This is a genomic window from Marinimicrobium sp. C6131, from assembly GCF_026153455.1.
GTDB lineage: Bacteria > Pseudomonadota > Gammaproteobacteria > Pseudomonadales > Cellvibrionaceae > Marinimicrobium.
In genome coordinates, this window is the sequence record NZ_CP110629.1 from 2,036,859 (window position 1) to 2,059,891 (window position 23,033).

Below are 23,033 nucleotides of genomic sequence, written 5' to 3' on the forward strand. Positions count from 1 at the left end.
ACAGGAGATAATAACAACATGTCAGCCACTTACTTGCTTTCGGTCACCGTTGTCAGCATCGGTGTTTTACTGTTTCTGATCATGGCCTTGCGTCTGCAGGCCTTTGTCGCCCTGCTACTGGTCAGCATGGGGGTTGCCATCGCCGGCGGCGTGCCCCTGCCCGAGGTGGCCGACGTCATCCAGCAGGGCATGGGCGGCACCCTGGGCTATATCGCCATCGTGATCGGGCTGGGCACCATGATCGGGGAAATCCTGCAGGTCTCCGGCGGCGCCCAGCAGATTGCCAACACCCTCACCCGCAAAGCCGGCGAAGACAAAGCCCCCTGGGCCCTGATGGCCCTCGGCCTGATTGTCGCCATTCCGGTCTTTTTCGAGGTGGCGCTGATCCTCTTTATTCCACTGGTCTACAGCCTGGCCAAGCGCACGGGCAAATCCCTGCTGTTCTACGGCATGCCGCTGGTGGCGGGCATTGCGGTGGCTCACTCGTTCATCCCCCCGACCCCCGGCCCGGTGGCGGTCGCCTCGCTGCTGGGTGCTGACCTCGGCTGGGTGATTCTGGTGGGCCTGCTGGCGGGCGTTCCCGCCGCGATTCTCGGCGGCATCGTCTTCGGGCGCTTTATCGGCAACCGCATTCACGCCGAACTGCCGGACACCGCTCAGGTCCAGATGGACAGTCATCACCAGAGCGACCGCCCGCAGCCGGGCTTCGCCTTGGTAATCAGTATTATTCTGGTGCCCCTGGCGATGATCCTGCTCAACACCGCCACCAAGACGTGGCTCGGTGAAAGCCACGATGCGGCCCAGGTAATGGCGTTTGTCGGCCACCCCTTCACCGCCCTGCTGGTCGCCGCCCTGCTCTCCTTCTACTTCCTGGGCACCCGCCTGGGTTTCAGCCGGGACGAAATCCAACGAGTGGCGACCCGCTCCATGGAACCGGTGGGCATGATCATCCTGCTGACCGGCGCCGGCGGCGTGTTCGGCAAGGTGCTCATCGCCGCGGGCGTGGGCGATGCGCTGGTGGAAGCCATGACCGCCTCGAACCTCCCGGTCGTCCTGTTCGCCTTCCTGGTCGCCACCGTCATCCGCGTCTCCCAGGGCTCCGCCACCGTGTCCATGGTCACCAGTGCCGGGTTGGTGGCGCCTCTGGTCAGCGCCGGTGGTTACTCCGACGGTGTAACGGCCTGCATCGTCATTGCCATTGCCTGCGGCGCCACGGTGCTGTCCCACGTCAATGATTCGGGGTTCTGGCTGGTGAAGCAGTTTATGGGGCTGACCGAGCGCCAGACCCTGGCTTCCTGGACGGTTCTGGAAACCATCCTCGGGGTGGTTGGCCTGATCGTTGTGTTGATTTTGAGCACGGTTTTGTAGCTTCGCATAGAGTTTTGGGGAGGGTGGAGGGTAGGCCGGTTGGAGACCCGGAGCCGGATCAATGCACACCGTTCGCCGGTATAGATATTGCAGCTCTTAAAAGGCAATCTGGCCCCATACCGAAGAGAGAGCCCTGTCTATGACCACCGATTTCCTGTCCCTGCCCGAACTGAAAAACAAACTGGGGGCTCTGCTCAACTACCTCTACCCCAATGCCGACACCGACGCACTGACCCAACAGTGCCTCGACGCCATCGGGCCACGGATCAATCGCGCCATCGTACCGCCCGAGCAACTCTGGTCCGAACAGGACGCCCTGTTGATCACCTACGGCAACTCCATCCGCACGCCCAACGAAAAACCCCTGGATACACTCGAGCAGTTCCTGCACAAACACCTGCAGGACACCTTCAGCGCCGTGCACGTGCTTCCCTTTTTTCCCCACAGCTCCGACGGCGGCTTTGCCGTCATCGACTACACCCAGGTCGACGCCGAGCTGGGCGACTGGGACGATATCGAAACCCTGGGGCAGGACTTCAAACTCATGGGCGACCTGGTAATCAACCACGTGTCCAGTCAGAGCGGCTGGTTCCGCAACTACCAATATGGCAAAGACCCGGGCCGGGATTACTTTGTTGAAGCCAGCCCCCACTACGACCTGTCCATGGTCGTGCGGCCGCGCACCAGCCCGCTGCTGCGCGCGGTGGAAACCAACGAAGGCGTGAAGCACGTCTGGTGTACGTTCAGTCACGATCAGATAGATGTGGATTTTCGCAACCCCAGGGTGCTGCTCGAATACCTGAAGATCATCGGGCTTTATCTCGACAAGGGCGTTCAGTGGCTGCGCCTGGATGCCGTGGCCTTTCTGTGGAAGGAGATCGGAACCCCCTGTATTCATTTGCCCCAGACCCACGAAGTCATCAAGCTGTTGCGACTGTTGATGGAATACAAAAATGCCCACGCCATTCTGATCAGCGAGACCAACGTGCCCAACCGGGAAAACCTGACCTACTTCGGCAACAGCAACGAAGCGCACATGATCTACAACTTCAGCTTGCCACCGCTGGTGATTCACGCGCTGCTGTCCGGCAACGGCCAGTACCTGAAAGGCTGGTTGATGAGCATGCCGCCCTCGCCGGTGGGCTGTGCCTATCTGAATTTTACCGCCTCCCACGACGGCATCGGTTTGCGTCCGGCGGAAGGCTTGTTGTCCGACGAAGAGCTGGAGACCTTCCTGAAGACGCTGCAGTCCTTTGGCGGTCGCATTTCCAGCCGCACCGGACTCGATGGCGAGAGCAAGCCCTACGAAGCGAATATCAGCCTGTTCGACGCCTTCAAGGGCACCTACCAGGGCACCGATCGCTGGCAGGAGGCGCGCCTGCTGTGTTCGCAGATCATCATGTTGGCCCTGGAGGGTATACCGGCGTTCTATATTCACACCCTGTTTGCGACGCCCAATGATCTGGACAAACTGGAAGCCACCCAGCACAACCGCTCCATCAACCGGACCAACTGGCACAAGGGCGAGCTCGAAGCGCTGCTCGCCGACCCGGAAACGCCTCAACACCGAATCTTCAACGCGCTGCAGCGACTGATCCGGATTCGCTGTGCGCAGCCGGCGTTTCATCCGAACGCGACCCAGTTCACCCTGCATTTGCAGCCGGAGGTATTTGGCTTCTGGCGGCAGAGCCTGCGCCGGACGCAGAGTATTTTCTGCCTGAATAATCTGAGTGATCGGCCGCAGGAAATCAGCCTGACCAATATCAATCTGATCAGTACCGAGCATTGGCGGGATTTGATCAGTGGGGAGGCGGTGACGGATCTTTACGGGACTTTGACCCTGGCGCCTTATCAGTGTGTCTGGTTGACGAATTATGAGAAGAAAATTTGAAGTATCGTTTGTGGTGGGTGACGGCGGATGCGCCTTCGGCTTATCCGCCCTACGCGGACTGCCGTGGTATGCGTAGGGTGGAGAAGCGCGCAGCGCGTCATCCACCATTACACAAGCCCAGCGAAATCCTGTTACCCCCGATCCTGCGCCACCGCCTCCAACAATTGATCGTACACATCCGGCACGGCGCTTAACACGCGCGACCAATTGGCCATAAACGGCCGCTCGGTGGGGTCATTCAGAAACTGCTCCCCCGCCCGCATGATGCACTTGGTAAACAGCTCCACAGTATTCTCCTCCTGATTGCGGTCCAGGGTCATGCCATTAATGACCGCATCGTTGTGATACCGATCAATCAGGTCGAGCGCGAGGCGATAGTAACTCGCTTTGATGGTGCGAAAGGCTTCCGGGGTGAAGACGGTACCTTTGATCGCCAGCTTTCGAAATAGCGACTTGGAAATGTCCGTGCTCATTTTCGACAGCCCGCCCTCCGGGTTGTCTTTGGACAGATCCTGATGTTTGTGATCGTAGGCATCGGCAATATCCACCTGGCAGACGCGCTCATCGGAGTAGCGACGGTTCACTTCCGAGAGCACACCAATTTCCAGCCCCCAATCGCTGGGAATCCGGATGGAACTCACCACATCCATGATCATGGAAAATTCCCCCGCCAGGGGATAGCGAAAGCTGTCGATAAAGTCCAGGTAATCGTCATGCCCGAACACTTTTTCCAGTGCCCGCACCAGCGGCGATACCAACAGACGACTGACGCGACCGTTGAGTTTGCCGTTGGCCGCTCGATAGTAATAGCCCTTGCAGAACGCGTAGTTGAACGTGGGATGGACCACCGGATAAAACAGCTTGGCAACGATATCCCGCTTGTAGGTAAGAATATCGCAATCGTGCAGCGCGACGGCTTTAGCCCGCCCCTGAGCCAGCGCATAGCCCAGGCAATACCAGACATTGCGCCCCTTCCCCAACTCGTTGGGCGCCAAGCCATATTCGTCCAGCACTTTGTCAATGGCCTTCAGACGCGGCCCGTCGTTCCAGAGGATGTGGTGGCGCTGAGGCAGACGGGAGAAAAACGTCTTGGCGTGCTCGAACTCTTCTTCGGTGGCACGATCAAGCCCGATGATGATCTCATCCAGATAAGTAACCTGACTCAACTCCTGAATGATGTTTTCCAACGCCGGCCCCTGCAACTCGGAATAAAGGCAAGGTAACACCAGACACATGGGCTTTTTCTCCGCCCACTCATTCAGTTCCGCTTCCATCGCCTCCAGAGGGCGATCCCCCAGATTGTGCAGAGTGGCAATGCGCCCGTTCTGGAAAAAATCACTCATGGGTTCATCCTCATCAATGCGATCGCCTATCGGTCGATCAGGGTAAGAACGGCGGTATTCCAGCCCGCCGCGCCCTCTTCGGGTGCAACAAAGGCCCGTTTTAGTGCAGGGTCCTTCAGGCGTGAACCATCACTGTGCGGAATGATGGCCGGTGCATCCACAGCGTTAAGCATGTCCAGATCGTTGGGGCTGTCCCCCAGGGCAATACTGAACGGCACTGCGCCGAAGTGGTGCTCATAGCACTTTTGCAAGTACCGTACCGCATCGCCTTTATCGCACTGCCCCATGACGTGATAGAAACGCCCGCCCTTGACCACGCGCAGTTTGTGGCGGGTCAGTCGCTCCGTAAACGCTTCCAGAGCCTCTGGTGTATCGCGCCACACAATAGGCTCCGAGGCTTTGCGCAGGCTGGCCAGGTGAGCCGCCTCCAACGTCAGGCCCGTGTGCTGGGCGATGTCGTCATCCGTCATCCAGGCAAAACCGGTAAACCGGTAGTCGGTTTTCACGTCGTTGAGCAGCGTCAGAATCTGCTCGCGGGGCAAGCCCCGGTATTCGTAATGGTAACCGCCGCTGATCGACCTCGGATCGGCGGAAACCCCCAGAGCCTCCAGCAAGTCCTCCGGAATCAGCAACAGGCTGCCGTTCTCGCAGACCAGAGGATCGGTGTTGCCCAGCGCACGGCGCAGCTCGAGCATTTCCACATCGGTTTTGCTGGACACCAGGATCAGGGGGATCCGTCGCTTTTTCAGCGCGGCCAGGGCCGGCTTCGCCGCCGACCAATCGTAGTCATCGTGATTGAGCAAGGTTCCATCAAGATCGGTGAATACCACCATGGGTGTGTTCATAACGTAGTCGCTCCGGAAACGGTGATCCGCTCAACGCGGTGGTTGGTATCCAGCGCCAACACCAGATCGGCCCGCGCCGGCATTTCACGTAAAATCCAGCGGGTCAGCCGCTCATAGTGGTCGATAAAGCGCTGTAGCATCCGCGGGCTCATCAGGTGAGCCCCCGTGCGCCCCTCCTCGTCAAGCTGCTCTTTCAGGGCCGCCTCCTGCTCGGAGCGCCACTGGAACACTTGCTCGAAGGACGGCGCCCGCAGGAGAATCAGATGATCGAGGCGGGCAAACAGGCGTTGATAGCCCCGCAGCTGTTCATTGACATAGCGGCGCCAGCGCCCGTCGGGGTCTTCCTCCCGCTCCAGCGCATTGAGCGCGGGCTCCAGGGCCACTTCGTCCTGAGGTCGGGCACCGACGCACCAGCCTTCAAAAATGATCAGATGAGGACGTCCCTGCCAGAAATCACCTTCAGCGCGGCGATCATCCTGCGCCTTGTCGAAACGGGGCAGCATCACCCGGGTATCAGCGTCGGCCTGTATCAGCGCCCGCAGCAAGGCCTCTCCCATGGCAATGTCATGAGTTCCGGGTACCCCTCGGGTCGCCAACAGTGGGTGCACCTGCGTTGCCAGGCGCTGGCGCTCCGCCCGTGTCAGGTACAGGTCATCAATGGACAGCCGGCAGACCCGGAAGCCTCGCAGCTCCAGGAGGTGCGCTATCACCTCCGCCGCGGTGGACTTGCCCGTACCCTGGGCGCCGTTTATGCCTAACACCAGGGGGTCAGAGAGCGTGGGCAGGCAGCGCGCCAGACGCTCCGCCAGGGGGCTATACAGGCGAGCGAGATAGCCCGCCAGGGCTTCGGTAACACGGAGATGCCGGGAAAGCAATGGGATGTCGGCCGGGGCTTCTCGCCCCCTGACGCCCCACCGCTCCAGCAGAGCCGCCGGCCAAAGTGCTGTGGTTTCCTCCAATTCAATCATGACGCAATCCTTCTGGTTAACTCGAGCCCCACACCTGGGACCTTATAAGCATAGCAGTGCAGGATTTGGGCCACCGGACACTTGACGACTACCACCTGTTACTGTAATTTCAGTAATTACTGAAACTTGTGGAGTACCCCGTTCGTGTCAGACCAACTTACCCCCATGATTCAATCCTGCGTGCTACATTTTGGCGAGATGGGCAGCCGCTGGGGCATTAACCGCACCGTGGGGCAGATGTACGCGTTGCTGGTGTTGAGTGAAGAACCGCTGTGCGCGGAACAGATTGCCCAGGCACTCGGGTTTTCACGCTCCAATGTAAGCATGGGTCTGAAGGAATTACAGTCCTGGGAGCTGGTGCGCCTGCAGCACATTCCCGGCGAGCGGAAAGAGTTTTTCTCTGCCCCGGATGATGTCTGGGAGATTGCCAAAACACTGATTGAGCAACGGCGCAAACGGGAAATTGACCCGACCCTGTCGACCCTGCGGGGCCTGCTGCTGGAGCAGCCGGCCAACCGCCAGGAGGAGTACGCTCAGGCGCGCATGCGGGAGATGCACGAACTGATCGAGATGCTGACCCAGTGGACCACGGAAATTCAGCGGCTCAACCAGAGCAACCTGAAGAGCCTGTTAAAGCTCGGCGGGAGTCTCGGCAAAGTGTTGGATATGAAGGATCGGTTTTTGAAGTAGAGGCGCTTGCATCGACGTATCGTTTCGTGACGGCGGATGCGCTGCGCTCCGATGCGTCGGACCGATCCGCCCGACGCGGATTTATACCGCTGCGCTCGGCCGTAGGGCGGATCGGTCCGACGCATCGGAGCCAAAGGCGCATCCGCCGTCACCTGAACTAACGAGGTACCAACAATGGAAACCCTGTTGTTATCGCGCATCCAGTTCGCCGCGAATATCAGTTTCCACATTCTGTTCCCCACCATCACCATCGCTCTGGCGTGGTTTCTGTTCTATTTCCGGGTTCAGCACAACCGCACCGGTGACGAAGTGTGGATGCGCGCCTACCGCTTCTGGGTGAAGGTGTTTGCGCTGAGCTTTGCCCTCGGCGTGGTCAGCGGTATCACCATGTCCTTTCAGTTCGGCACCAACTGGCCGGGTTTCATGGAAACCGTGGGCAATATCGCCGGACCACTGCTCGGCTATGAAGTGCTGACCGCCTTTTTCATGGAAGCCACCTTCCTGGGCATCATGCTGTTCGGCATCAACCGGGTCTCCAACCGGGTACACACCATCGCCACTTTTCTGGTCGCCGTCGGTACCAGCCTGTCCGCCTTCTGGATTCTGTCCCTCAACTCCTGGATGCACACGCCCACCGGTTTTGAAATGCGCGATGGGGTGGCCTTTCCGGTGGACTGGTGGGCCATCATCTTCAACCCGTCCATGCCCTACCGACTGGCGCACATGCTGGTCGCATCCGGGCTGACTGCGGCCTTTTTGGTGGCGGGCCTCTCGGCTTACCGGCTACTCAAGGGCGATCACAAACCGGCTCCGCGCCTGGCCCTGAAAACCGGCGTGTATGCCGCCGCGCTCCTGATCCCGCTGCAGATCCTGCTGGGCGATCTGCACGGATTGAACACCCTGAAACATCAGCCCGCCAAAGTGGCGGCCATGGAAGGTCTGTGGGAAACCACGGAAGGGGCGCCTCTGGTACTCTTTGGACTCCCCGATGAAGACCAGAAGCGCAATCACTTTGCTCTGGAGATTCCCGGCGGAGCCAGCTTCATTCTCACCCACGACTGGCAGGGTAAGGTGCAGGGGTTGAACGAATTCACCGATGAACACCCGCCCGTCGCGCCCGTATTCTGGGGCTTTCGTATCATGGTGGGCCTGGGCTTTCTGATGCTCGCCGTCTCCTGGCTCGGCGCCTGGCAACTCTGGCGGCGATCGTCGGTCCCGCCCTGGATGCTCAAGGTATTCGTGGCCATGACCTTCTCGGGCTGGGTCGCCACCCTCGCCGGTTGGTATGTCACCGAGATTGGCCGCCAGCCCTGGCTTGTGACCGGCGTGTTGAGTACCAGCGAGGCCGTAACGGCGGTTTCCGGGGGCAATGTGGCACTGTCGCTCGCCATCTACCTGACCCTGTATGCGGGCCTTCTGATTGCCTACATAAGCGCCCTGTTCCTGATTGCCCGCAAGGCGGTACTGGTCGACCGCGACGAAGAGGTCAACACCCTGCAGGATCAATACAACCCGATGATCCGCAATGAAGGAGGTGCCCTGTGATGCCTACCGGAGAAGCCTTCTGGCTACCCTTGATTTTCATGGCACTGATGGGTGTGGCGTTTCTCATCTATGCCATTCTCGACGGCTATGACCTCGGGGTTGGCATCCTGCTGCCCCGGGATTCGGAGCGTCAGCGCGATACCATGATCGCGTCCATTGGCCCCTTCTGGGACGCCAATGAAACCTGGCTGGTATTGGGTGTCGGGATCATTCTGATCGCCTTTCCTGCGGCCCACAATATGATTCTGTTTCAACTGTATATGCCCGTAACACTGATGCTGGCCGGGTTGATTCTGCGAGGTGTCGCCTTTGACTTTCGGGCCAAGGCACCGGTGGACCACAAAACCCGCTGGGACTTCGCTTTCTGGGCCGGCTCACTGCTGGCGACTTTATCCCAGGGTTACATGCTCGGGCTCTACGTCATGGGCTTTGAACAGAGCCTGGCGGCCCACGCCTTCGCCGCCCTCAGTGCCGTCTGCGTGACGGCCGGTTACTGCCTGATTGGCGCCGCCTGGCTGGTGATGAAAACCGAGGGCGAACTGCAACAGCGTGCGGCGCGCTGGGCGCGCCGCTGCGCCTGGTTGATGGCGCTGGGACTGGTCGCCGTGTCGGTCATCAATCCGATGATCAGCGAACGGGTGTTCGACAAGTGGCTGGGGGGTGGCATAGCGTTATTTCTGCTCCTTATACCCGTGCTTTGCGTTGTCCTGTTTCTGATCAATGATCGCTTTCTCGCCCACTTTCCCTACGAAAATGACTTTGGTTGCTGGCTGCCATTTGCCGTCGCCATCGCGCTGTTTGTACTGGCCTTCTCTGCCCTGGCGTACAGTTTCTTTCCCTATGTGGTACCGGAACAGCTCCCGTTCTGGGAGGCGGCCAGCGCGCCGGAATCCCTCAAATTCATTCTGGTGGGTGTGGTGATTGTGTTGCCGGCGATCATCGCTTATACGCTGTTCGCCTACCGCGTATTCTGGGGCAAGGCGCGGGAACTGACGTATTACTAAGGCTACAAAATTGCTCGCGTTAACGGCGGATGCGCTTCGCTTATCCGCCGTTACCCACCAACGTCTTCATTCTCTCCAACGCTTGCGGTAGACTCAGAACATGGCGTCAATAGAGCGCCCCATACCATAAGCAATAAGTGAGAGAGTGTCCCATGTGGAAATCAACCCTGATCCTGGCGGTCAGCGCCCTCTTGTGCGCCTGCGGTGGTTCCGGCAGCAATGACCAAGCCAATAGCAACAGCAGCTCATCCGCGTCATCATCCAGCTCATCCGGCAGCGTCAGTAGCGTTGCCGATGACTTTGAGATCAACGTATCCTCCCTGATTCCGGCCGTTCCTCAACCTACACCAGCGGACCGCATTCCCGAGGGCAACAATACCTTCTTTGTGGCCGCCGAGGCCAGTAGCGATGACTTTGACGGCTCCGAAGAAAACCCCTTTGCCAGTCTGCAGTATGCGGTCAATCTGGCCGAACCCGGCGATGTCATTGTGGTGCGCGGCGGCGAGTACCGGCAGACCGAGCGTATTCAGATTCGCGCCTCCAGCGATGGCAGCGGCGCCCGTCACGGCACCGAGGAGGCGCCAATCATTGTCATAAACTACCCGGGAGAAGAACCGGTCTTTGATTTTGAAGGGCAGGAACTGGGTGATCACGGCTTTCGCCTGGACACCAACTACTGGCATGTGATCGGCCTGACCATCAAAAACGCCGGACACAATGGTTTTGGCCTGGAGGGCAACCACAACCGGGTGGAGCGGCTTGTGATTACCGGCAGCAGGGATACCGGCCTGCATGTGGGCGGCCTGGCCGCGCACAACCTGATCATGAACTGCGACAGCTACCGCAACTTCAACGATACCCGGGACCCGATCGGCAACCGGGCCGACGGTTTTGCCGCCAAAGGTGATCGCATCGGCGAGGACAACCTGTTTTATGGCAACCGTGCCTGGGAAAATTCGGATGATGGTTTTGATTTCTGGGAGGCCGAAAACACCGTAACGCTCTACAACAATTGGTCGTTCGGTAACGGCAATCCGGATGTGTTCGGCAACCCCGAGGATTTCCAGGGCGGCGGTAACGGTTTCAAACTCGGGCGCAGTGAACGCAACACCGGAAATCATGTGGTGTACCGCAATATGGCGTTCGACAATCGGTACGGCAATGCCGCCAAAGGCTTCGATCAGAACAGTAATGCGGGCCGGATTCTGCTGGCTCACAACACCGCCTACAACAATGGCCGCAACTTCGTATTCAACACCCGCACCGGGAACCACCTGTGGAATAACGTCAGTCTGGAAGGACCCAACGACATTGCCTCGGGTACCGAGGGAGGCAACAACAGTTGGCAACTGGACGAAACCGTGACCGTGGACGTCCTGCTCAGCGTAGACACCGAAGCGGCTAAAGGGCCGCGCGAGACGGATGGCTCTCTGCCCGATATCGACCTGCTCCGATCGCGGCCGGATAGCGTATTGGTGGATGCCGGCGGCAAGCTCGCTTTGGACTATGAAGGTAAAGCGCCGGATATTGGGCACTACGAACATTAGGTTCGGTTGAGAACGGTGGATGCGAACTGCGCCCTCCGAAGCGCATCCGCCGTAACCCCTCTTCGACTATTGACAAGCAGGACACCGCTTCCTATCGTTTCAGCGTCATTTTCAGTTAAGGAACATCAATAAGATGCAAGACGCACACGACCTGTCGCTGATGCTGGACTCAAAAGTCCCGCTGGTGGTCATTGAGACCCATGAAGAAAACAAGGCCATCAGCCTGCTACAGCGGGTCGCGCGGGATAAGGCGCGACCGCTGTATCGCTGGTCGGTGACCGACGGATTGACCACACTCGGTTTCGGCCCCCAATTGGTTCCCAAAGGGCGTGAGCATCAGGAGCCGGCCGAAGTGCTGGAGCACATCAAGGCACAGGATACGCCGGGCATTTATCTGCTGTGCGATTTGCACCCCTACCTGAACGATCAACCCCATACTGTGCGTCTTCTCAAGGACATTGCGCTTAAACACGAGCAGACACCCCATGCCATCGTGTTGCTGAGTCACCGGCTGACGCTGCCGCCGGAAATCAGCCGCTACAGCGCCTCCTTCCAACTGTCTCTGCCCACGGACGAACGCATTCTGGCGATCATCCGGGAAGAGGCGCGTCACTACGCCGAGCAGAACGGTCAGAAGCGTATCAAAACCGACAACAATACCCTGCGCCGACTGATGGCCAACCTCCAGGGATTGAGCGCCAGCGATGTACGGCGATTGGTGCGGGTGGCCATCTGGCAGGACGGCGCCATCACCGAAGAGGATCTGCCGGCGGTCAATAAAGCCAAGTTTTCCCTGCTGGATATGGGCGGGGTCATGAGTTACGAGTACGAGACAGCCGACTTCTCCCAGGTGGCGGGATTACACAACCTAAAGCGCTGGCTGGAGGCTCGCGGCAAGGCCTTTCACAGCCGGGACCCGGGAATAGAACAACCCCGGGGCATCCTGTTGCTCGGGGTCCAGGGTGGCGGCAAAAGCCTGGCCGCAAAGGCCGTGGCCGGCACCTGGAACCTGCCGTTGCTGCGCCTGGACATTGGCGCTCTGTACAACAAGTACCACGGTGAAACCGAGCGCAACCTGCGCGAAGCTTTGGCGATGGCGGATGCCATGGCGCCCTGCGTTCTCTGGCTGGATGAAATCGAAAAGGGCCTGGCACAGGGCAACAGTGACGACGGCACCTCACGACGGATGCTCGGCACCCTGCTCACCTGGATGGCGGAGCGCAAAAACTCGGTCTTTTTCACCGCCACCAGCAACGATATCAGCAAGCTGCCACCGGAGCTGATTCGCAAGGGTCGGGTCGACGAGATCTTTTTTGTCGATCTACCCGATGCCGACGTGCGCCGGGCAATTTTTGACATTCACCTACGCAAGCGGGATTTGAACCCCGAGCAGTTTGACCTGGCACTGTTGAGTGAAGCGAGCGACGGTTTTAGCGGTGCCGAGATTGAGCAGGCCATTGTCGCTGCGCGCTACAGCGAGGGGCGAGACGGGATTCGTACCGAGTGCATTCTGAGGGAGATAGGCAACACCAGCCCACTCTCGGTGGTGATGGCAGAGCCGCTTAGGCAGTTGCGGGAGTGGGCCGCGGAGCGCACCATCCCCGCATGAGCCACGTCAGCCTAGCGGGCGTTTGTGCGGTTTGGCGCGCACATACAGCGTGCGATGTACACGAGCCACCAGGTGGCCATTATCGTCGACAATATCGATCGCAAAATTGGGCAGATACTTTTTCCCATCGGCGGTATGGGCCCGGATGCGCTCCAGGGTGGCATCATCAAGATTGAACACCGCTCGGACCGCCGTGCGTCCCGGGGCGATAAAATCGATGTGAGCGCTTTTGTCCCAGACAAAATAATCCCTTCCCAGGTTGTAGGTCAGCATCATCATGTACCAGGGGTCGGTCATGGCAAACAGGCTACCCCCAAACTGGGTACCCACCATATTGCGGGTGTGGAAGCGGCGCTTTAAAACCACCTCGATGCGCCGAAAATCTTCACTGATTGACGTCGCTTTGATGCCGGCAAAAAACAACGGTGGCCAGAAATTTACCAGCCGACGGGCCCATTTCCAGTTCATTCCCTACCCTTCCGTGAGTACCAGGTTATCCCGGTGAATCAGTTCGTCGTCGTCCTTGTAACCCAATAAGGCCAGAATATCGCCGCTGGGTCGACCGAGAATCTTGCGCGCCTCATCAGCGGAATAATTGACCAGACCCCGGGCAATTTCCGTCCCATCGGGTCCGACACACACCACCATATCGCCCCGGGTAAAAGCCCCCCGGATTGATTTGACGCCCACCGGCAGCAGGCTGCGGCCTTTCTCCCGCAGCACCCTGACCGCCCCCTCATCCAGAACCAGAGTGCCACGGGTCTGCAACTGACCAGCGATCCAGCGCTTGCGCGCCGCCTGTGGTTCCTGACCGGCGTGAAGCAGCGTTCCCAGCGGTTCGCCCGCCCGGGCACGCAGCAGCGCCCGCTCGGTGCGTCCGCCGAGGATCAGGGTATCGGCACCAGAGCGAGCGGCGACCCGCGCGGCTCTAACTTTGGTCAACATACCGCCGCGCCCCAGAGCACCGCCTCCGCCGGCCATGGCTTCCAGGGTCGGATCATCTGCGGACAGTTCCGGCAGCAGCTTCGCGTCGGGGTTGGAGCGCGGATCGCTGTCGTACATGCCGGACTGGTCCGTCAGAATGACCAGCAGATCCGCTTCAATCAGGTTGGCCACCAACGCACCCAGGGTATCGTTATCACCAAACCGGATTTCATCGGTGACCACGGTGTCGTTTTCATTCACGACGGGCAACACGCCCAGATCGAGCAGCGTGCGCAACGTGGAGCGGGCATTCAGGTAGCGCTGGCGGGACGAGAGGTCATCGTGGTCGAGCAGCACCTGAGCGGTGTGCAGACCGTATTGCTGGAAGGCGCTTTCGTAGGTCTGCACCAGCACCATCTGGCCGACCGCCGCAGCGGCCTGCAACTGATGCACCGCGGTCGGGCGACGCGTCCAGCCCAACCGGGTCAGGCCGGCAGCCACCGCGCCGGAGGAAACCAAGACAATCTCGACGCCAGCATGACGCAGTTCGGCCATTTGCGCCACCCAGTCGTTAATCGCGCGGACATCGAGCCCTCGGCCATCGTTGGTCAGCAGGGAACTGCCAATTTTAACGACCCAGCGCTGAGTGGTGGTTACCGAACTTCTGTCTGCCATGTTGAAAGGGTTCCGTTTAACGTACGTATTCTACTTCGACATCATAATCGTCATCATCGAAGTCGTCATCATCGTCGTCACCCTTCCGTGCCGCACGGCGACGCAAACGAAGCTCCTCGACACGTTCGCGCACTTCCGCAGCCATATCTGCCTGGAATTGCGCCTCGCGCTCGCGGGCCTCTTCATTTTCGGATTCGGTTTCCCAGATGTTTTCCAGATGCGTCATCAGCTCGCCGCACAGGGGCTCTGTGCCCTGCCGTTGCAGCGCCGAGATACGGAACACCGGCCCTTCCCAACCGAGCTTGTCCACCAGGGCCTGGCAGCGCGCGTCGGCTTCATCCTCCGGCAGCAGGTCGATTTTATTCAACAACAACCAGCGCTCCCGCGTGGCCAGGGTTGGGCTGAAACTCTCCAGCTCGTTGGCAATGGTGCGCACCTGCTCGACCGGGTCAGAGTCGTCCAGCGGCGCCATGTCGACGATATGCAACAACACCCGGCAGCGGGTGAGGTGCTTGAGAAAGCGAATACCCAGGCCGGCGCCATCGGCGGCACCTTCGATCAACCCCGGAATGTCGGCGACCACAAAGCTGCGATGTTTCTGTACTTTGACCACACCGAGGTTGGGCACCAGGGTGGTAAAGGGGTAGTCGGCCACTTTCGGTTTGGCGGAGCTGATGGCGCGAATGAAGCTGGATTTGCCGGCATTGGGCAACCCGAGCAGGCCAACATCGGCCAATACTTTCAGTTCCAGTTTGAGGTTGCGCATTTCGCCTTCGGTACCATGGCTGGTCTGCCGGGGCGCGCGGTTGACGCTGGATTTGAACCGGGTGTTACCCAGCCCGTGAAAGCCACCTTGGGCGACTTTGAGCTTCTGCCCCACTTCGGTCAGGTCTCCGAGCTGCTCACCGGTGTCGCTGTCGATCACGGTGGTGCCGACGGGTACCGGCAGCAGCAGGTCTTCGCCTTTGCTGCCGGTGCAGTTTTTACTCCCGCCTTTTTCGCCATTCTGGGCGCGGTAGCGGGGCTGGAAGCGATAGTCGATAAGGGTGTTGAGGGCTTCGTCAGCCACCAGGTACACACTCCCCCCATCGCCACCATCGCCCCCATCGGGGCCACCTTTGGCAATAAATTTTTCCCGTCGGAAGCTGAGGCAACCGTTGCCGCCTTTGCCCGCTTCGACGTGAATGGGCGCTTCATCTACAAATTTCACTTTCTTACTCCCGACAGGGTTGATCTAACTTTAAGGGTGCCACTATTGCGGCCGGGCCGCTGCTGGGTATGGTCTTCCAAGACACGCCGTAAACCCATCCATGGGGGCTCGGATCGCGGGTCCCCCGCTCTACGGTCTTGGAAGACCATACCCAGCATCGACCCTAAGTGCCAAATTCCAGCTTGTTCGCTCAAATTGGCCTTAAAAAAGCGACTTCAACCAACTTGAGTAGCAGCTTGCTCCGAAGGTAAAGGCCTTGAAGGGGAACACCCTTTCGAGACCGTGGAGCGGGGGACCCGCGATGCGAGCCTACAGGGATGTATTCACGGCGTGTCTCGAAAGGGTGTTCCCCTTCAAGGCCCCCTCCCAACTCGACGCAAGTCCATCCGACAACTTATAACAAAAAAGCCCCATCGATAGTTCGACAGGGCTTTCCGAGGTGTGTTCGCCCGAGGGCGACAACCGTATTTAAGGACGTCTTAAGCGACTTCGACGCTGACGAACTTACGGTTTTTCTCACCTTTGGTTTCAAACTTCACCCGGCCTTCGGCCTTGGCGAACAGGGTGTGGTCCTTACCAATACCCACATTCACACCGGGGTGAAACTGAGTACCGCGCTGGCGAACAATGATGCCGCCGGCGGGGATGGCCTGGCCACCGTATACTTTAACGCCAAGGCGTTTACTTTCGGAATCGCGCCCGTTGCGCGTACTACCGCCTGCTTTTTTGTGAGCCATTGTCTAAACTCCTCTTAACCTTTGATTCCAGTGATTTTCACTTCAGTGAACCACTGACGGTGACCCTGACGCTTCATGGAGTGCTTACGGCGACGGAACTTGATGATCCGCACCTTTTCGCCACGACCGTGGCTGACCACTTCGGCGGTCACTTTGGCGCCGTCTACGACGGGAGCGCCCACCTTGACGTCGTCGCCATTGGCAACCAGATAAACCTTGTCGAATTCCACGGTTTCACCGGTGGCGACTTCGATTTTTTCCAGCTTGAGGGTTTCCCCTTCCACGACGCGGTGCTGTTTGCCACCACTTTCAAAAATTGCGTACATAGTTGCTCCAAATACTCAGTTTGGACGACACGAAGCAGCGTTCAGGGCGCTTTCCGGAGCTTGCGTCGTTGGTTCGGTTTTTCAAGGGCGGCGATTGTATGCGAAGTGGCGCCCGATAGCAATAGGGTTATGGCCTCTGCCCCATCTAAATTTAGCTGATGCCATCTAGTCCGATCTACTCCGCCCCCTCGGGCCGGGCGAAAATCAGCGAATGTAGTCGGCCAGAGGCAGGGATTGGCGGCGGACGCCCTGGACGAACAGTTCCGCGACCTGCCGGGCGCCCCGGCGCTGCAGGTGGGTGTTGTCGTCTTTGCCGTCGGGCAGATTGGCGTACTCGCCCGCCGGAATCTGCATATAAATGTCGGCTGAGCCCGCTACGCCCGCATCCAGCAGCAACTGACGGGTCATGACGTTCAAATCCACCAGCGGCACGCCCCGCTCACTGGCGACGGCGCGGGTCACCTCCGGGTAGTCACCCAGGGTAGCCCTCGGTTGGCCGCTGTCGGTAAAGGCGCGGCGGTAAATGGACGTCACCAGAACAGGCCGGGCACCCCGGGCCAAGACGTCATCGACCATCCGCTCCAGGTTGGCGCGATAGTCGCTCCAGGGGGCGGCGTAGCGGGTTTCATCGTAGTCTTTCTGGTCGTTGTGACCGAAGCCCATCACCACAAAATCCCCCGCCTGAAGCCGTTCCATCACGGCCTCCCAGCGCCCCTCGTCGATAAAACTCTTGGTGCTGCGTCCGTTCTTCGCGTGATTCTCCACCTTGATGTCGTCGGTCAGGTATTCCGGCAGCGCCTGGCCCCAACCGGTTTCCGGGTATTTTTCTTTCGGCTGGTCCGCCATGGTGGAGTCGCCGACCAGGAACAGGGTGGGCCGGGTCACTTCTTCGGCGGGCGGCTGGGTGGCGCAGCCAACCAGGAGGGCCGCAGCAGCCAGTAAAGGGGTGAGACTGTGTAAAAAGGAGGTTGATGTCATTGTCTTGGTTCTCTCTGTATTTATAGTCTACTCGCCCAACACGCCATTCAGGCGCAGCCAGTCCTCGGCGGCGCGGGGCCAATTTGAGGCGGTACCTTCATTGGGCTCCAGTCCAAAGCCGTGACGATCGGTCTGGTAAATATGCAGTTCCGAGGCCGGGCTGTGAGGCAAGGCGGCCTGATAGAGCTGCAGACTGTTGGCCACCGGTACACTCTGGTCGCCGTTGCCGTGCACCAGGAACAGGGGCGGAGCTCCCGGTTTGACCCGGTTTTCCAGGGAGTGTTCAGCGCGGTCCTGCGCACTCGGATCTTCCCCCAGCAACGCCTGACGGGATCCTTTATGGGTATAGGGATCCTCCATGGTCGCCACCGGGTAGAGCAGCATGGCGAAATCCGGCCGTGCGCTGACCCGCCCCCAGGGATCGTCCACCAGGCTTTCGTGGGTAAACCCTGAGCGCAGCGCCACACTGCCCGCGAGATGCCCCCCGGCCGAAAAGCCCAGTACGCCAATGCGCTCCGGATCCAACCCCCAAGTGGCGGCATGCACCCGCACATACCGTACCGCCCTCAGGCCGTCCAGCAGCGGCGCCGGATGGCCGTAATCCTCCAGGCGGTATTTGACCACAAAGGCGGCTACCCCCAGCTCATTCAGCCATTGCGCCGCCTTGACGCCTTCTTTTTCAAAGGCCAACCACTTGTAGCCACCTCCAGGAAAAATCACTACGGCCGCACCGTTCGGCTCTTTTGGCCAAAAAGGCGTGAGACTGGGGTTATCGACCGCCACGACGCGGTCATTCCGAATATGTTCACGGTCCGGCTCGACGGGTTCCTGTTCGGACCAGATCCGGAACGGCGACTCTGGGCGCTCACTCTGGGCCTGGGCCACAAGGGGCAGGCACAGCAGCACACTCAGGACAACAAAAAATCTAAGACTCTCTCTCATGGAAACTCCCTCTGTTCTGGGGCAATTGTTCTGTTTATAGGCGACAGGAGCTTACCATATTCAGACGGAGCCCGCGGCCCTTCGCTTTATCGCCCTCAAGGCTCTATAATTGCGCCTTTTCCCATTTCGCAGACTGAAACAGGCCCAGCACTCCGATGGAAGAGCAATATCATCCCGCGCATGTCGAAACCCAGGCCCAGAGTTACTGGGACGAGCATCAGACCTTCAAGGTCGTGGAAGATCGCAGCCGCGAAAAGTTCTACTGCCTGTCCATGTTCCCCTATCCCAGCGGCAAGCTGCACATGGGCCATGTGCGCAACTACACCATCTCCGATGTGATCGCTCGCTACCAGCGGATGCAGGGCAAGAACGTGCTGCATCCCATGGGTTGGGACGCATTCGGTCTGCCGGCAGAAAACGCCGCCATCAAGCACCATACGGCCCCCGCAAAATGGACCTACGCCAACACCGACGCCATGCGTCAGCAGCTCAAGCAATTGGGGTTCGGGTTCGACTGGTCCCGCGAAGTGACCACCTGCAAACCGGACTACTACCGCTGGGAACAGTGGTTCTTCACCCGCCTGTATGAAAAAGGGCTGGTGTACAAAAAGAACTCGGCGGTGAACTGGTGCCCGGAAGACCAGACCGTGCTGGCCAATGAACAGGTAGAGGAAGGCTGCTGCTGGCGCTGCGGCACCCAGGTGGAACGCCGGGAGCTGGCCCAGTGGTTCATCAAAATCACCGACTACGCCGATCAGCTGCTGGCCGACCTGGACAAGTTGCCTCACTGGCCCGAGCAGGTCAAAACCATGCAGCGCAACTGGATTGGCAAGAGCCGCGGCGTGGAAATGCGTTTTGAACTCGCTGAACCGGTGGCCGGACACCGGAGCTTTGACGTATACACCACGCGCCCCGACACTCTGATGGGCGTAACTTACGTCAGCCTCGCCGCCGAGCACCCGATCAGCCTGGCACTGGCAGAGGGCAACCCGGAACTGGCCGCCTTTATTGAAGCCTGCAAGAAGCAATCGGTGTCTGAAGCCGATATGGCCAACATGGAAAAGAAAGGTATGGATACCGGCATCAAGGCCAAGCATCCGATTACCGGCGAGCCGGTCCCGGTCTGGATCGCCAACTATGTGCTGATGGACTATGGCTCCGGTGCCGTCATGGCGGTACCCGCTCACGACCAGAGGGACTTTGAGTTCGCCCACAAATACGACCTGCCGATCAAACAGGTGATCGCCCCGAAAGGCGATGAGCCCTGCGATATCAGCCAGGAGGCCTTTACCGAGAAAGGCGTGCTGATCAACTCCGGCGAGTACGATGGTCTGGACTTTGACGCCGCGTTCGAGGTCATTGCCCAGGCACTGAAAGCAGCCGGTCAGGGCAAAGTCACGGAGAATTACCGGTTGCGCGACTGGGGGGTCTCCCGTCAACGTTACTGGGGTGCACCCATTCCGATGTATAACCTGCCCGACGGCGGCGAAATCCCGGTACCGGCGGACAAACTGCCGGTGCTGCTGCCCGAAGAGGTGGTCATGGATGGTGTCCAGTCGCCGATCAAGGCCGACCCCGAGTGGCGTAAGGCCGAGCTCAACGGCCAGGCGGTGGAGAAGGAAACCGACACCTTTGACACCTTTATGGAGTCTTCCTGGTACTACGCCCGCTATACTTGCCCACAGTATGATCAGGGGATGCTTGACCCGGAAGCCACTGCCTACTGGCTGCCCGTGGACCAGTATGTGGGTGGTATCGAACATGCCATTCTGCATCTGCTGTACGCCCGCTTCTTCCACAAGCTGATGCGCGATGAGGGCCTGGTCAGTTGTGATGAGCCGTTCGACCGCCTGCTCTGCCAGGGCATGGTGCTCAAAGACGGCGCCAAGATGAGCAAGTCCAAAGGCAACACCGTGGACCCGGGCGAGTTGATTGAACAATACGGCGCCGACACCGTGCGTCTGTTTTCAATGTTCGCCGCACCACCGGAACAGAGCATGGAGTGGAGCGACTCCGGCGTGGAAGGCGCTCACCGGTTCCTGCGCCGTCTCTGGAAAACCGTACACGCCCACCTGCAGGCGGGTGAACCGGGCGACCTGAATGCCGACGCCTTACCGGATGCCCAGAAAGATCTACGCCGCAAGACCCACGAAACCATCGCCAAGGTCAGCGATGACTACGGCCGTCGTCAGACGTTCAACACCGCCATCGCCGCCGTGATGGAACTGATGAACGAAGTCGGCAAACGGGCCGATCGGGCCAGCCCGCAGGGTCTCGCGGTCGAACGCGAAGCACTGGAAGCCTCGGTACTGTTGCTGGCCCCTATCGTGCCGCACATCACCCAGGCACTCTGGTCGGCATTGGGCCACCGGGATATCCCGCTGGATGCCCGCTGGCCCGCGCTGGATGAATCCGCCCTGACCCGATCGAGCATTGAAATCGTCGTCCAGGTCAATGGCAAGGTGCGCGACAAAATGCAGGCCCCGGTGGACGCCCCGAAAGACGACATTGAGCAGCAGGCCAAAACTCTGCCCAATGTTCAGCGCTTCCTCGAGGGGGTGACGGTTCGCAAGGTGATTGTCGTACCCAACAAGCTGGTCAATATCGTCGCCAACTGATTCCTGCTGGGCGAAAACTCCCGCCCAGCGTGATCACGAGTGCCAAGGGGGCCTCAATGTCTGTCCGCTTTACGATGACTGTTCTTCTGATACTGCTGACCGGCGCCTGCGGCTGGCAACTGCGCGGTTCTGTCGCACTGTCCAGCCTGACAGACACCCTGCATCTGACCAGTCAGGACGACTACGGCTCACTGATGGTTGAGCTGCGCAACCGGTTGTCTGCGGATGACATCGTGCTCACAGACTCACCCTCCGAGGCTCGATATACCTTGCGTATCAACCGGGAACTGGTCGACAAACGCGTTGCGGCCGTCGGCAGTGATGCCTTGGCCAGCGCCTACGAACTGACCCTGAGAGCGGAGTTTGACGTCCTGGATCACCGCGGTGTGCCCATCGCTACCCGCCTGGTCAGCAGCGTAACCCGCTCCTACAATGCCAGTTCCGGCAGTGCCGGCAGCAGCGCCCAGGAAGAAGTGCTGCTGACCGGAGAGATGCGCACCGAGCTGGCTCAGCAGATACTTCGCCAGTTGCAGGCCGCCATCAGCGCGGCACAGGCAGAGGGACTGGTTCCCGATGCTCCGGATGAGGCACACAATGGCGAAATTGCGCCCTGAACAACTCGGGCAGACCCTGAACAAAGGCCTGGCGCCAATTTATCTGGTCAGCGGTGATGAGCCCCTGCTGGTCCAGGAAGCCTGTGACCAGATTCGCGCCGCCGCCCGCGCCCAGGGGTTTGGTGAGCGGGAGCTCTATCACGCCGATGCCAGCTTCGACTGGACCCAACTGCTCAGCGCCGCCAACAGCCTGTCGCTGTTTGCCGACCGGAAAATTCTGGAAGTCCGCCTGCCCACGGGAAAACCCGGAGACAAAGGCGGTAAAGTGCTGCAGGAGTACGCCAAGGCGCCCTCCGAAGACAATCTCCTCCTGGTGGTCACCGGCAAACTGGATCGCAACGCACTGAAGGCCAAGTGGCTCAAAGCCCTGGAAGACAGCGGCAGCCACGTTCAGGTCTGGCCGGTCACCCCCGCCCAATTGCCTCGCTGGATCGCCCAGCGGATGAAAGCAGCCGGGCTCACCGCCGAGTCTGCGGCCATCGACCTGCTTGCCTCCCGCGTCGAGGGCAATCTTCTGGCGGCCGCCCAGGAGGTCGAAAAGCTCAAACTCCTGACCGACAGCCCGGAAATCAGCACCGAACTGATGGCCTCGGTGGTCGCCGACAGCGCCCGCTACGACGTCTTCGGGCTCGTAGACAAGGCCCTTCACGGCGACGCCCGGGGGGCAGTGAAGTCGCTGCAGGGGCTGAAAGTCGAGGGCACCGAACCCATTGCCCTGCTCTGGGCCCTGGCCCGGGACATTCGCGCGCTGGTCCAGATTTCCCAGGCGGCATCACAGGGAATACCGTTTGAGCGGGCCGCCCAGGCCGCCGGCATCTGGAACAAGCGCCAGCCCCTCGTACAATCCGCCCTGCGCCGGCTCGCTCCGGGTCAACTGCAACAACTCCTGCGCAAAGCCAACGGCATAGACCGGGCCATCAAAGGGATGCGTCAGGCTGACCCCTGGGCCGAGCTGCTGGACCTGACGCTGAACCTCGCCGGGGTGCAGAGCCTGCAGCCAGCCAACGAGCGACTGTCGCTCAAGCTGTAAAACCCTCCAGGCCCTGCCAGTCGGGGCCTTCCAGCCTTTTTTCACACATCCTATGGCGCTGCCAGCCGTTTTGGCATAACAATATCGTCATTATGACCATAAAATTTTACGCGACTTATGGTCAGTTAGAACATTTGTGTGCTATGTTATTGCTCATGCAGTCTCTCCG

At 59.7% G+C, this 23,033-nt stretch carries 20 protein-coding genes; 10 read left to right on the top strand and 10 right to left on the bottom strand.

Annotation, left to right across the window (positions count from 1 at the left end; translation table 11 throughout):
* Positions 1–18: 18 nt before the first annotated feature.
* Positions 19–1,368 carry a GntP family permease gene (locus OOT55_RS08805; RefSeq protein ID WP_265368717.1) on the top strand — a complete coding sequence of 450 codons (1,350 nt, stop codon included), beginning with the start codon at positions 19–21 and terminating at the stop codon, positions 1,366–1,368.
* Between the two features lie 139 nt (positions 1,369–1,507).
* Entirely contained in the window at positions 1,508–3,259 is a 1,752-nt protein-coding gene (locus OOT55_RS08810; RefSeq protein ID WP_265368718.1) for an alpha-amylase family glycosyl hydrolase, read from the top strand.
* Between the two features lie 131 nt (positions 3,260–3,390).
* Here the strand turns inward: OOT55_RS08810 and OOT55_RS08815 are convergent, their stop codons facing one another.
* From OOT55_RS08815 to OOT55_RS08825, 3 genes are read right to left on the bottom strand one after another with little or no spacing between them, the layout of a single operon-like run.
* Entirely contained in the window at positions 3,391–4,602 is a 1,212-nt protein-coding gene (locus OOT55_RS08815; RefSeq protein ID WP_265368719.1) for a glycosyl transferase, read from the bottom strand.
* Positions 4,603–4,628: 26 nt separating this feature from the next.
* Complete coding sequence (locus OOT55_RS08820) at positions 4,629–5,447, bottom strand: HAD-IIB family hydrolase (protein ID WP_265368720.1); 819 nt, start codon at positions 5,445–5,447, stop codon at positions 4,629–4,631.
* Entirely contained in the window at positions 5,444–6,415 is a 972-nt protein-coding gene (locus tag OOT55_RS08825) for a phosphoribulokinase (RefSeq protein ID WP_265368721.1), read from the bottom strand. Before OOT55_RS08825 ends, OOT55_RS08820 begins: the two co-directional genes overlap by 4 nt.
* 144 nt (positions 6,416–6,559) lie before the next feature.
* On the opposite strand from OOT55_RS08825, the gene OOT55_RS08830 reads away from it, so the two are divergent.
* The 5 genes from OOT55_RS08830 (at position 6,560) to OOT55_RS08850 (ending at position 12,810) form a co-directional block, all read left to right on the top strand.
* Entirely contained in the window at positions 6,560–7,105 is a 546-nt protein-coding gene (locus OOT55_RS08830; protein WP_322113837.1) for a GbsR/MarR family transcriptional regulator, read from the top strand.
* Between the two features lie 174 nt (positions 7,106–7,279).
* Positions 7,280–8,650 (top strand): cytochrome ubiquinol oxidase subunit I, encoded by a 1,371-nt coding sequence (locus OOT55_RS08835; RefSeq protein WP_265368722.1) that lies wholly within the window; start codon positions 7,280–7,282, stop codon positions 8,648–8,650.
* The gene (locus OOT55_RS08840; RefSeq protein ID WP_265368723.1) at positions 8,650–9,654 is read left to right on the top strand and encodes a cytochrome d ubiquinol oxidase subunit II; all 1,005 of its coding nucleotides are present in this window, start codon (positions 8,650–8,652) and stop codon (positions 9,652–9,654) included. The genes OOT55_RS08835 and OOT55_RS08840 overlap by 1 nt, the downstream gene beginning before the upstream one ends.
* A gap of 152 nt (positions 9,655–9,806) precedes the next feature.
* A complete protein-coding gene (locus tag OOT55_RS08845) occupies positions 9,807–11,201 on the top strand; it encodes a right-handed parallel beta-helix repeat-containing protein (RefSeq protein WP_265368724.1) in 1,395 nt (464 codons plus the stop codon).
* 133 nt (positions 11,202–11,334) lie between these two features.
* Positions 11,335–12,810, top strand: coding sequence for an AAA family ATPase (locus OOT55_RS08850; protein WP_265368725.1), 1,476 nt, complete (start codon positions 11,335–11,337; stop codon positions 12,808–12,810).
* Positions 12,811–12,816: 6 nt separating this feature from the next.
* Here the strand turns inward: OOT55_RS08850 and OOT55_RS08855 are convergent, their stop codons facing one another.
* The 7 genes from OOT55_RS08855 to OOT55_RS08885 form a co-directional block, all read right to left on the bottom strand.
* Positions 12,817–13,278 carry a DUF4442 domain-containing protein gene (locus OOT55_RS08855; protein WP_123637970.1) on the bottom strand — a complete coding sequence of 154 codons (462 nt, stop codon included), beginning with the start codon at positions 13,276–13,278 and terminating at the stop codon, positions 12,817–12,819.
* Between the two features lie 3 nt (positions 13,279–13,281).
* A complete protein-coding gene (gene proB / locus OOT55_RS08860) occupies positions 13,282–14,409 on the bottom strand; it encodes a glutamate 5-kinase (protein ID WP_123637971.1) in 1,128 nt (375 codons plus the stop codon).
* A 16-nt stretch (positions 14,410–14,425) separates the two neighbouring features.
* Positions 14,426–15,619 (bottom strand): Obg family GTPase CgtA, encoded by a 1,194-nt coding sequence (cgtA, locus tag OOT55_RS08865; protein WP_265368726.1) that lies wholly within the window; start codon positions 15,617–15,619, stop codon positions 14,426–14,428.
* Positions 15,620–16,098: 479 nt separating this feature from the next.
* Entirely contained in the window at positions 16,099–16,356 is a 258-nt protein-coding gene (gene rpmA / locus OOT55_RS08870; RefSeq protein WP_024460889.1) for a 50S ribosomal protein L27, read from the bottom strand.
* 14 nt (positions 16,357–16,370) lie between these two features.
* Positions 16,371–16,682: a 50S ribosomal protein L21 gene (gene rplU, locus OOT55_RS08875; protein ID WP_024460890.1), complete on the bottom strand. Its 312-nt coding sequence runs from the start codon at positions 16,680–16,682 to the stop codon at positions 16,371–16,373.
* Between the two features lie 204 nt (positions 16,683–16,886).
* On the bottom strand, positions 16,887–17,660 hold the full coding sequence (locus OOT55_RS08880) for a rhamnogalacturonan acetylesterase (protein ID WP_265368727.1): 774 nt from the start codon (positions 17,658–17,660) through the stop codon (positions 16,887–16,889).
* Between the two features lie 27 nt (positions 17,661–17,687).
* A complete protein-coding gene (locus tag OOT55_RS08885) occupies positions 17,688–18,602 on the bottom strand; it encodes an alpha/beta hydrolase (RefSeq protein ID WP_265368728.1) in 915 nt (304 codons plus the stop codon).
* 155 nt (positions 18,603–18,757) lie between these two features.
* On the opposite strand from OOT55_RS08885, the gene leuS reads away from it, so the two are divergent.
* Genes leuS through holA form a run of 3 tightly spaced genes read left to right on the top strand, consistent with a single transcriptional unit; the run spans position 18,758 to position 22,864 of the window.
* Positions 18,758–21,220 carry a leucine--tRNA ligase gene (gene leuS, locus OOT55_RS08890; RefSeq protein ID WP_265368729.1) on the top strand — a complete coding sequence of 821 codons (2,463 nt, stop codon included), beginning with the start codon at positions 18,758–18,760 and terminating at the stop codon, positions 21,218–21,220.
* Between the two features lie 56 nt (positions 21,221–21,276).
* Positions 21,277–21,834: an LPS assembly lipoprotein LptE gene (gene lptE / locus OOT55_RS08895; protein WP_265368730.1), complete on the top strand. Its 558-nt coding sequence runs from the start codon at positions 21,277–21,279 to the stop codon at positions 21,832–21,834.
* Positions 21,815–22,864 (top strand): DNA polymerase III subunit delta, encoded by a 1,050-nt coding sequence (holA, locus tag OOT55_RS08900; protein WP_265368731.1) that lies wholly within the window; start codon positions 21,815–21,817, stop codon positions 22,862–22,864. The genes lptE and holA overlap by 20 nt, the downstream gene beginning before the upstream one ends.
* Positions 22,865–23,033: the final 169 nt, after the last annotated feature.

What these genes read in the sequence shown, in the direction of transcription:
- OOT55_RS08845 (WP_265368724.1), top strand. Translation starts at nt 9,807, where the DNA reads ATGTGGAAATCAACCCTGATCCTGGCGGTCAGCGCCCTCTTGTGCGCC.
- OOT55_RS08880 (WP_265368727.1), bottom strand. Translation starts at nt 17,660, where the DNA reads ATGACATCAACCTCCTTTTTACACAGTCTCACCCCTTTACTGGCTGCT.
- rpmA (WP_024460889.1), bottom strand. Translation starts at nt 16,356, where the DNA reads ATGGCTCACAAAAAAGCAGGCGGTAGTACGCGCAACGGGCGCGATTCC.
- OOT55_RS08850 (WP_265368725.1), top strand. Translation starts at nt 11,335, where the DNA reads ATGCAAGACGCACACGACCTGTCGCTGATGCTGGACTCAAAAGTCCCG.
- OOT55_RS08810 (WP_265368718.1), top strand. Translation starts at nt 1,508, where the DNA reads ATGACCACCGATTTCCTGTCCCTGCCCGAACTGAAAAACAAACTGGGG.
- OOT55_RS08885 (WP_265368728.1), bottom strand. Translation starts at nt 18,602, where the DNA reads ATGAGAGAGAGTCTTAGATTTTTTGTTGTCCTGAGTGTGCTGCTGTGC.
- OOT55_RS08855 (WP_123637970.1), bottom strand. Translation starts at nt 13,278, where the DNA reads ATGAACTGGAAATGGGCCCGTCGGCTGGTAAATTTCTGGCCACCGTTG.
- lptE (WP_265368730.1), top strand. Translation starts at nt 21,277, where the DNA reads ATGTCTGTCCGCTTTACGATGACTGTTCTTCTGATACTGCTGACCGGC.
- OOT55_RS08835 (WP_265368722.1), top strand. Translation starts at nt 7,280, where the DNA reads ATGGAAACCCTGTTGTTATCGCGCATCCAGTTCGCCGCGAATATCAGT.
- OOT55_RS08840 (WP_265368723.1), top strand. Translation starts at nt 8,650, where the DNA reads ATGCCTACCGGAGAAGCCTTCTGGCTACCCTTGATTTTCATGGCACTG.
- OOT55_RS08825 (WP_265368721.1), bottom strand. Translation starts at nt 6,415, where the DNA reads ATGATTGAATTGGAGGAAACCACAGCACTTTGGCCGGCGGCTCTGCTG.
- holA (WP_265368731.1), top strand. Translation starts at nt 21,815, where the DNA reads ATGGCGAAATTGCGCCCTGAACAACTCGGGCAGACCCTGAACAAAGGC.
- rplU (WP_024460890.1), bottom strand. Translation starts at nt 16,682, where the DNA reads ATGTACGCAATTTTTGAAAGTGGTGGCAAACAGCACCGCGTCGTGGAA.
- OOT55_RS08820 (WP_265368720.1), bottom strand. Translation starts at nt 5,447, where the DNA reads ATGAACACACCCATGGTGGTATTCACCGATCTTGATGGAACCTTGCTC.
- leuS (WP_265368729.1), top strand. Translation starts at nt 18,758, where the DNA reads ATGGAAGAGCAATATCATCCCGCGCATGTCGAAACCCAGGCCCAGAGT.
- proB (WP_123637971.1), bottom strand. Translation starts at nt 14,409, where the DNA reads ATGGCAGACAGAAGTTCGGTAACCACCACTCAGCGCTGGGTCGTTAAA.
- OOT55_RS08815 (WP_265368719.1), bottom strand. Translation starts at nt 4,602, where the DNA reads ATGAGTGATTTTTTCCAGAACGGGCGCATTGCCACTCTGCACAATCTG.
- OOT55_RS08805 (WP_265368717.1), top strand. Translation starts at nt 19, where the DNA reads ATGTCAGCCACTTACTTGCTTTCGGTCACCGTTGTCAGCATCGGTGTT.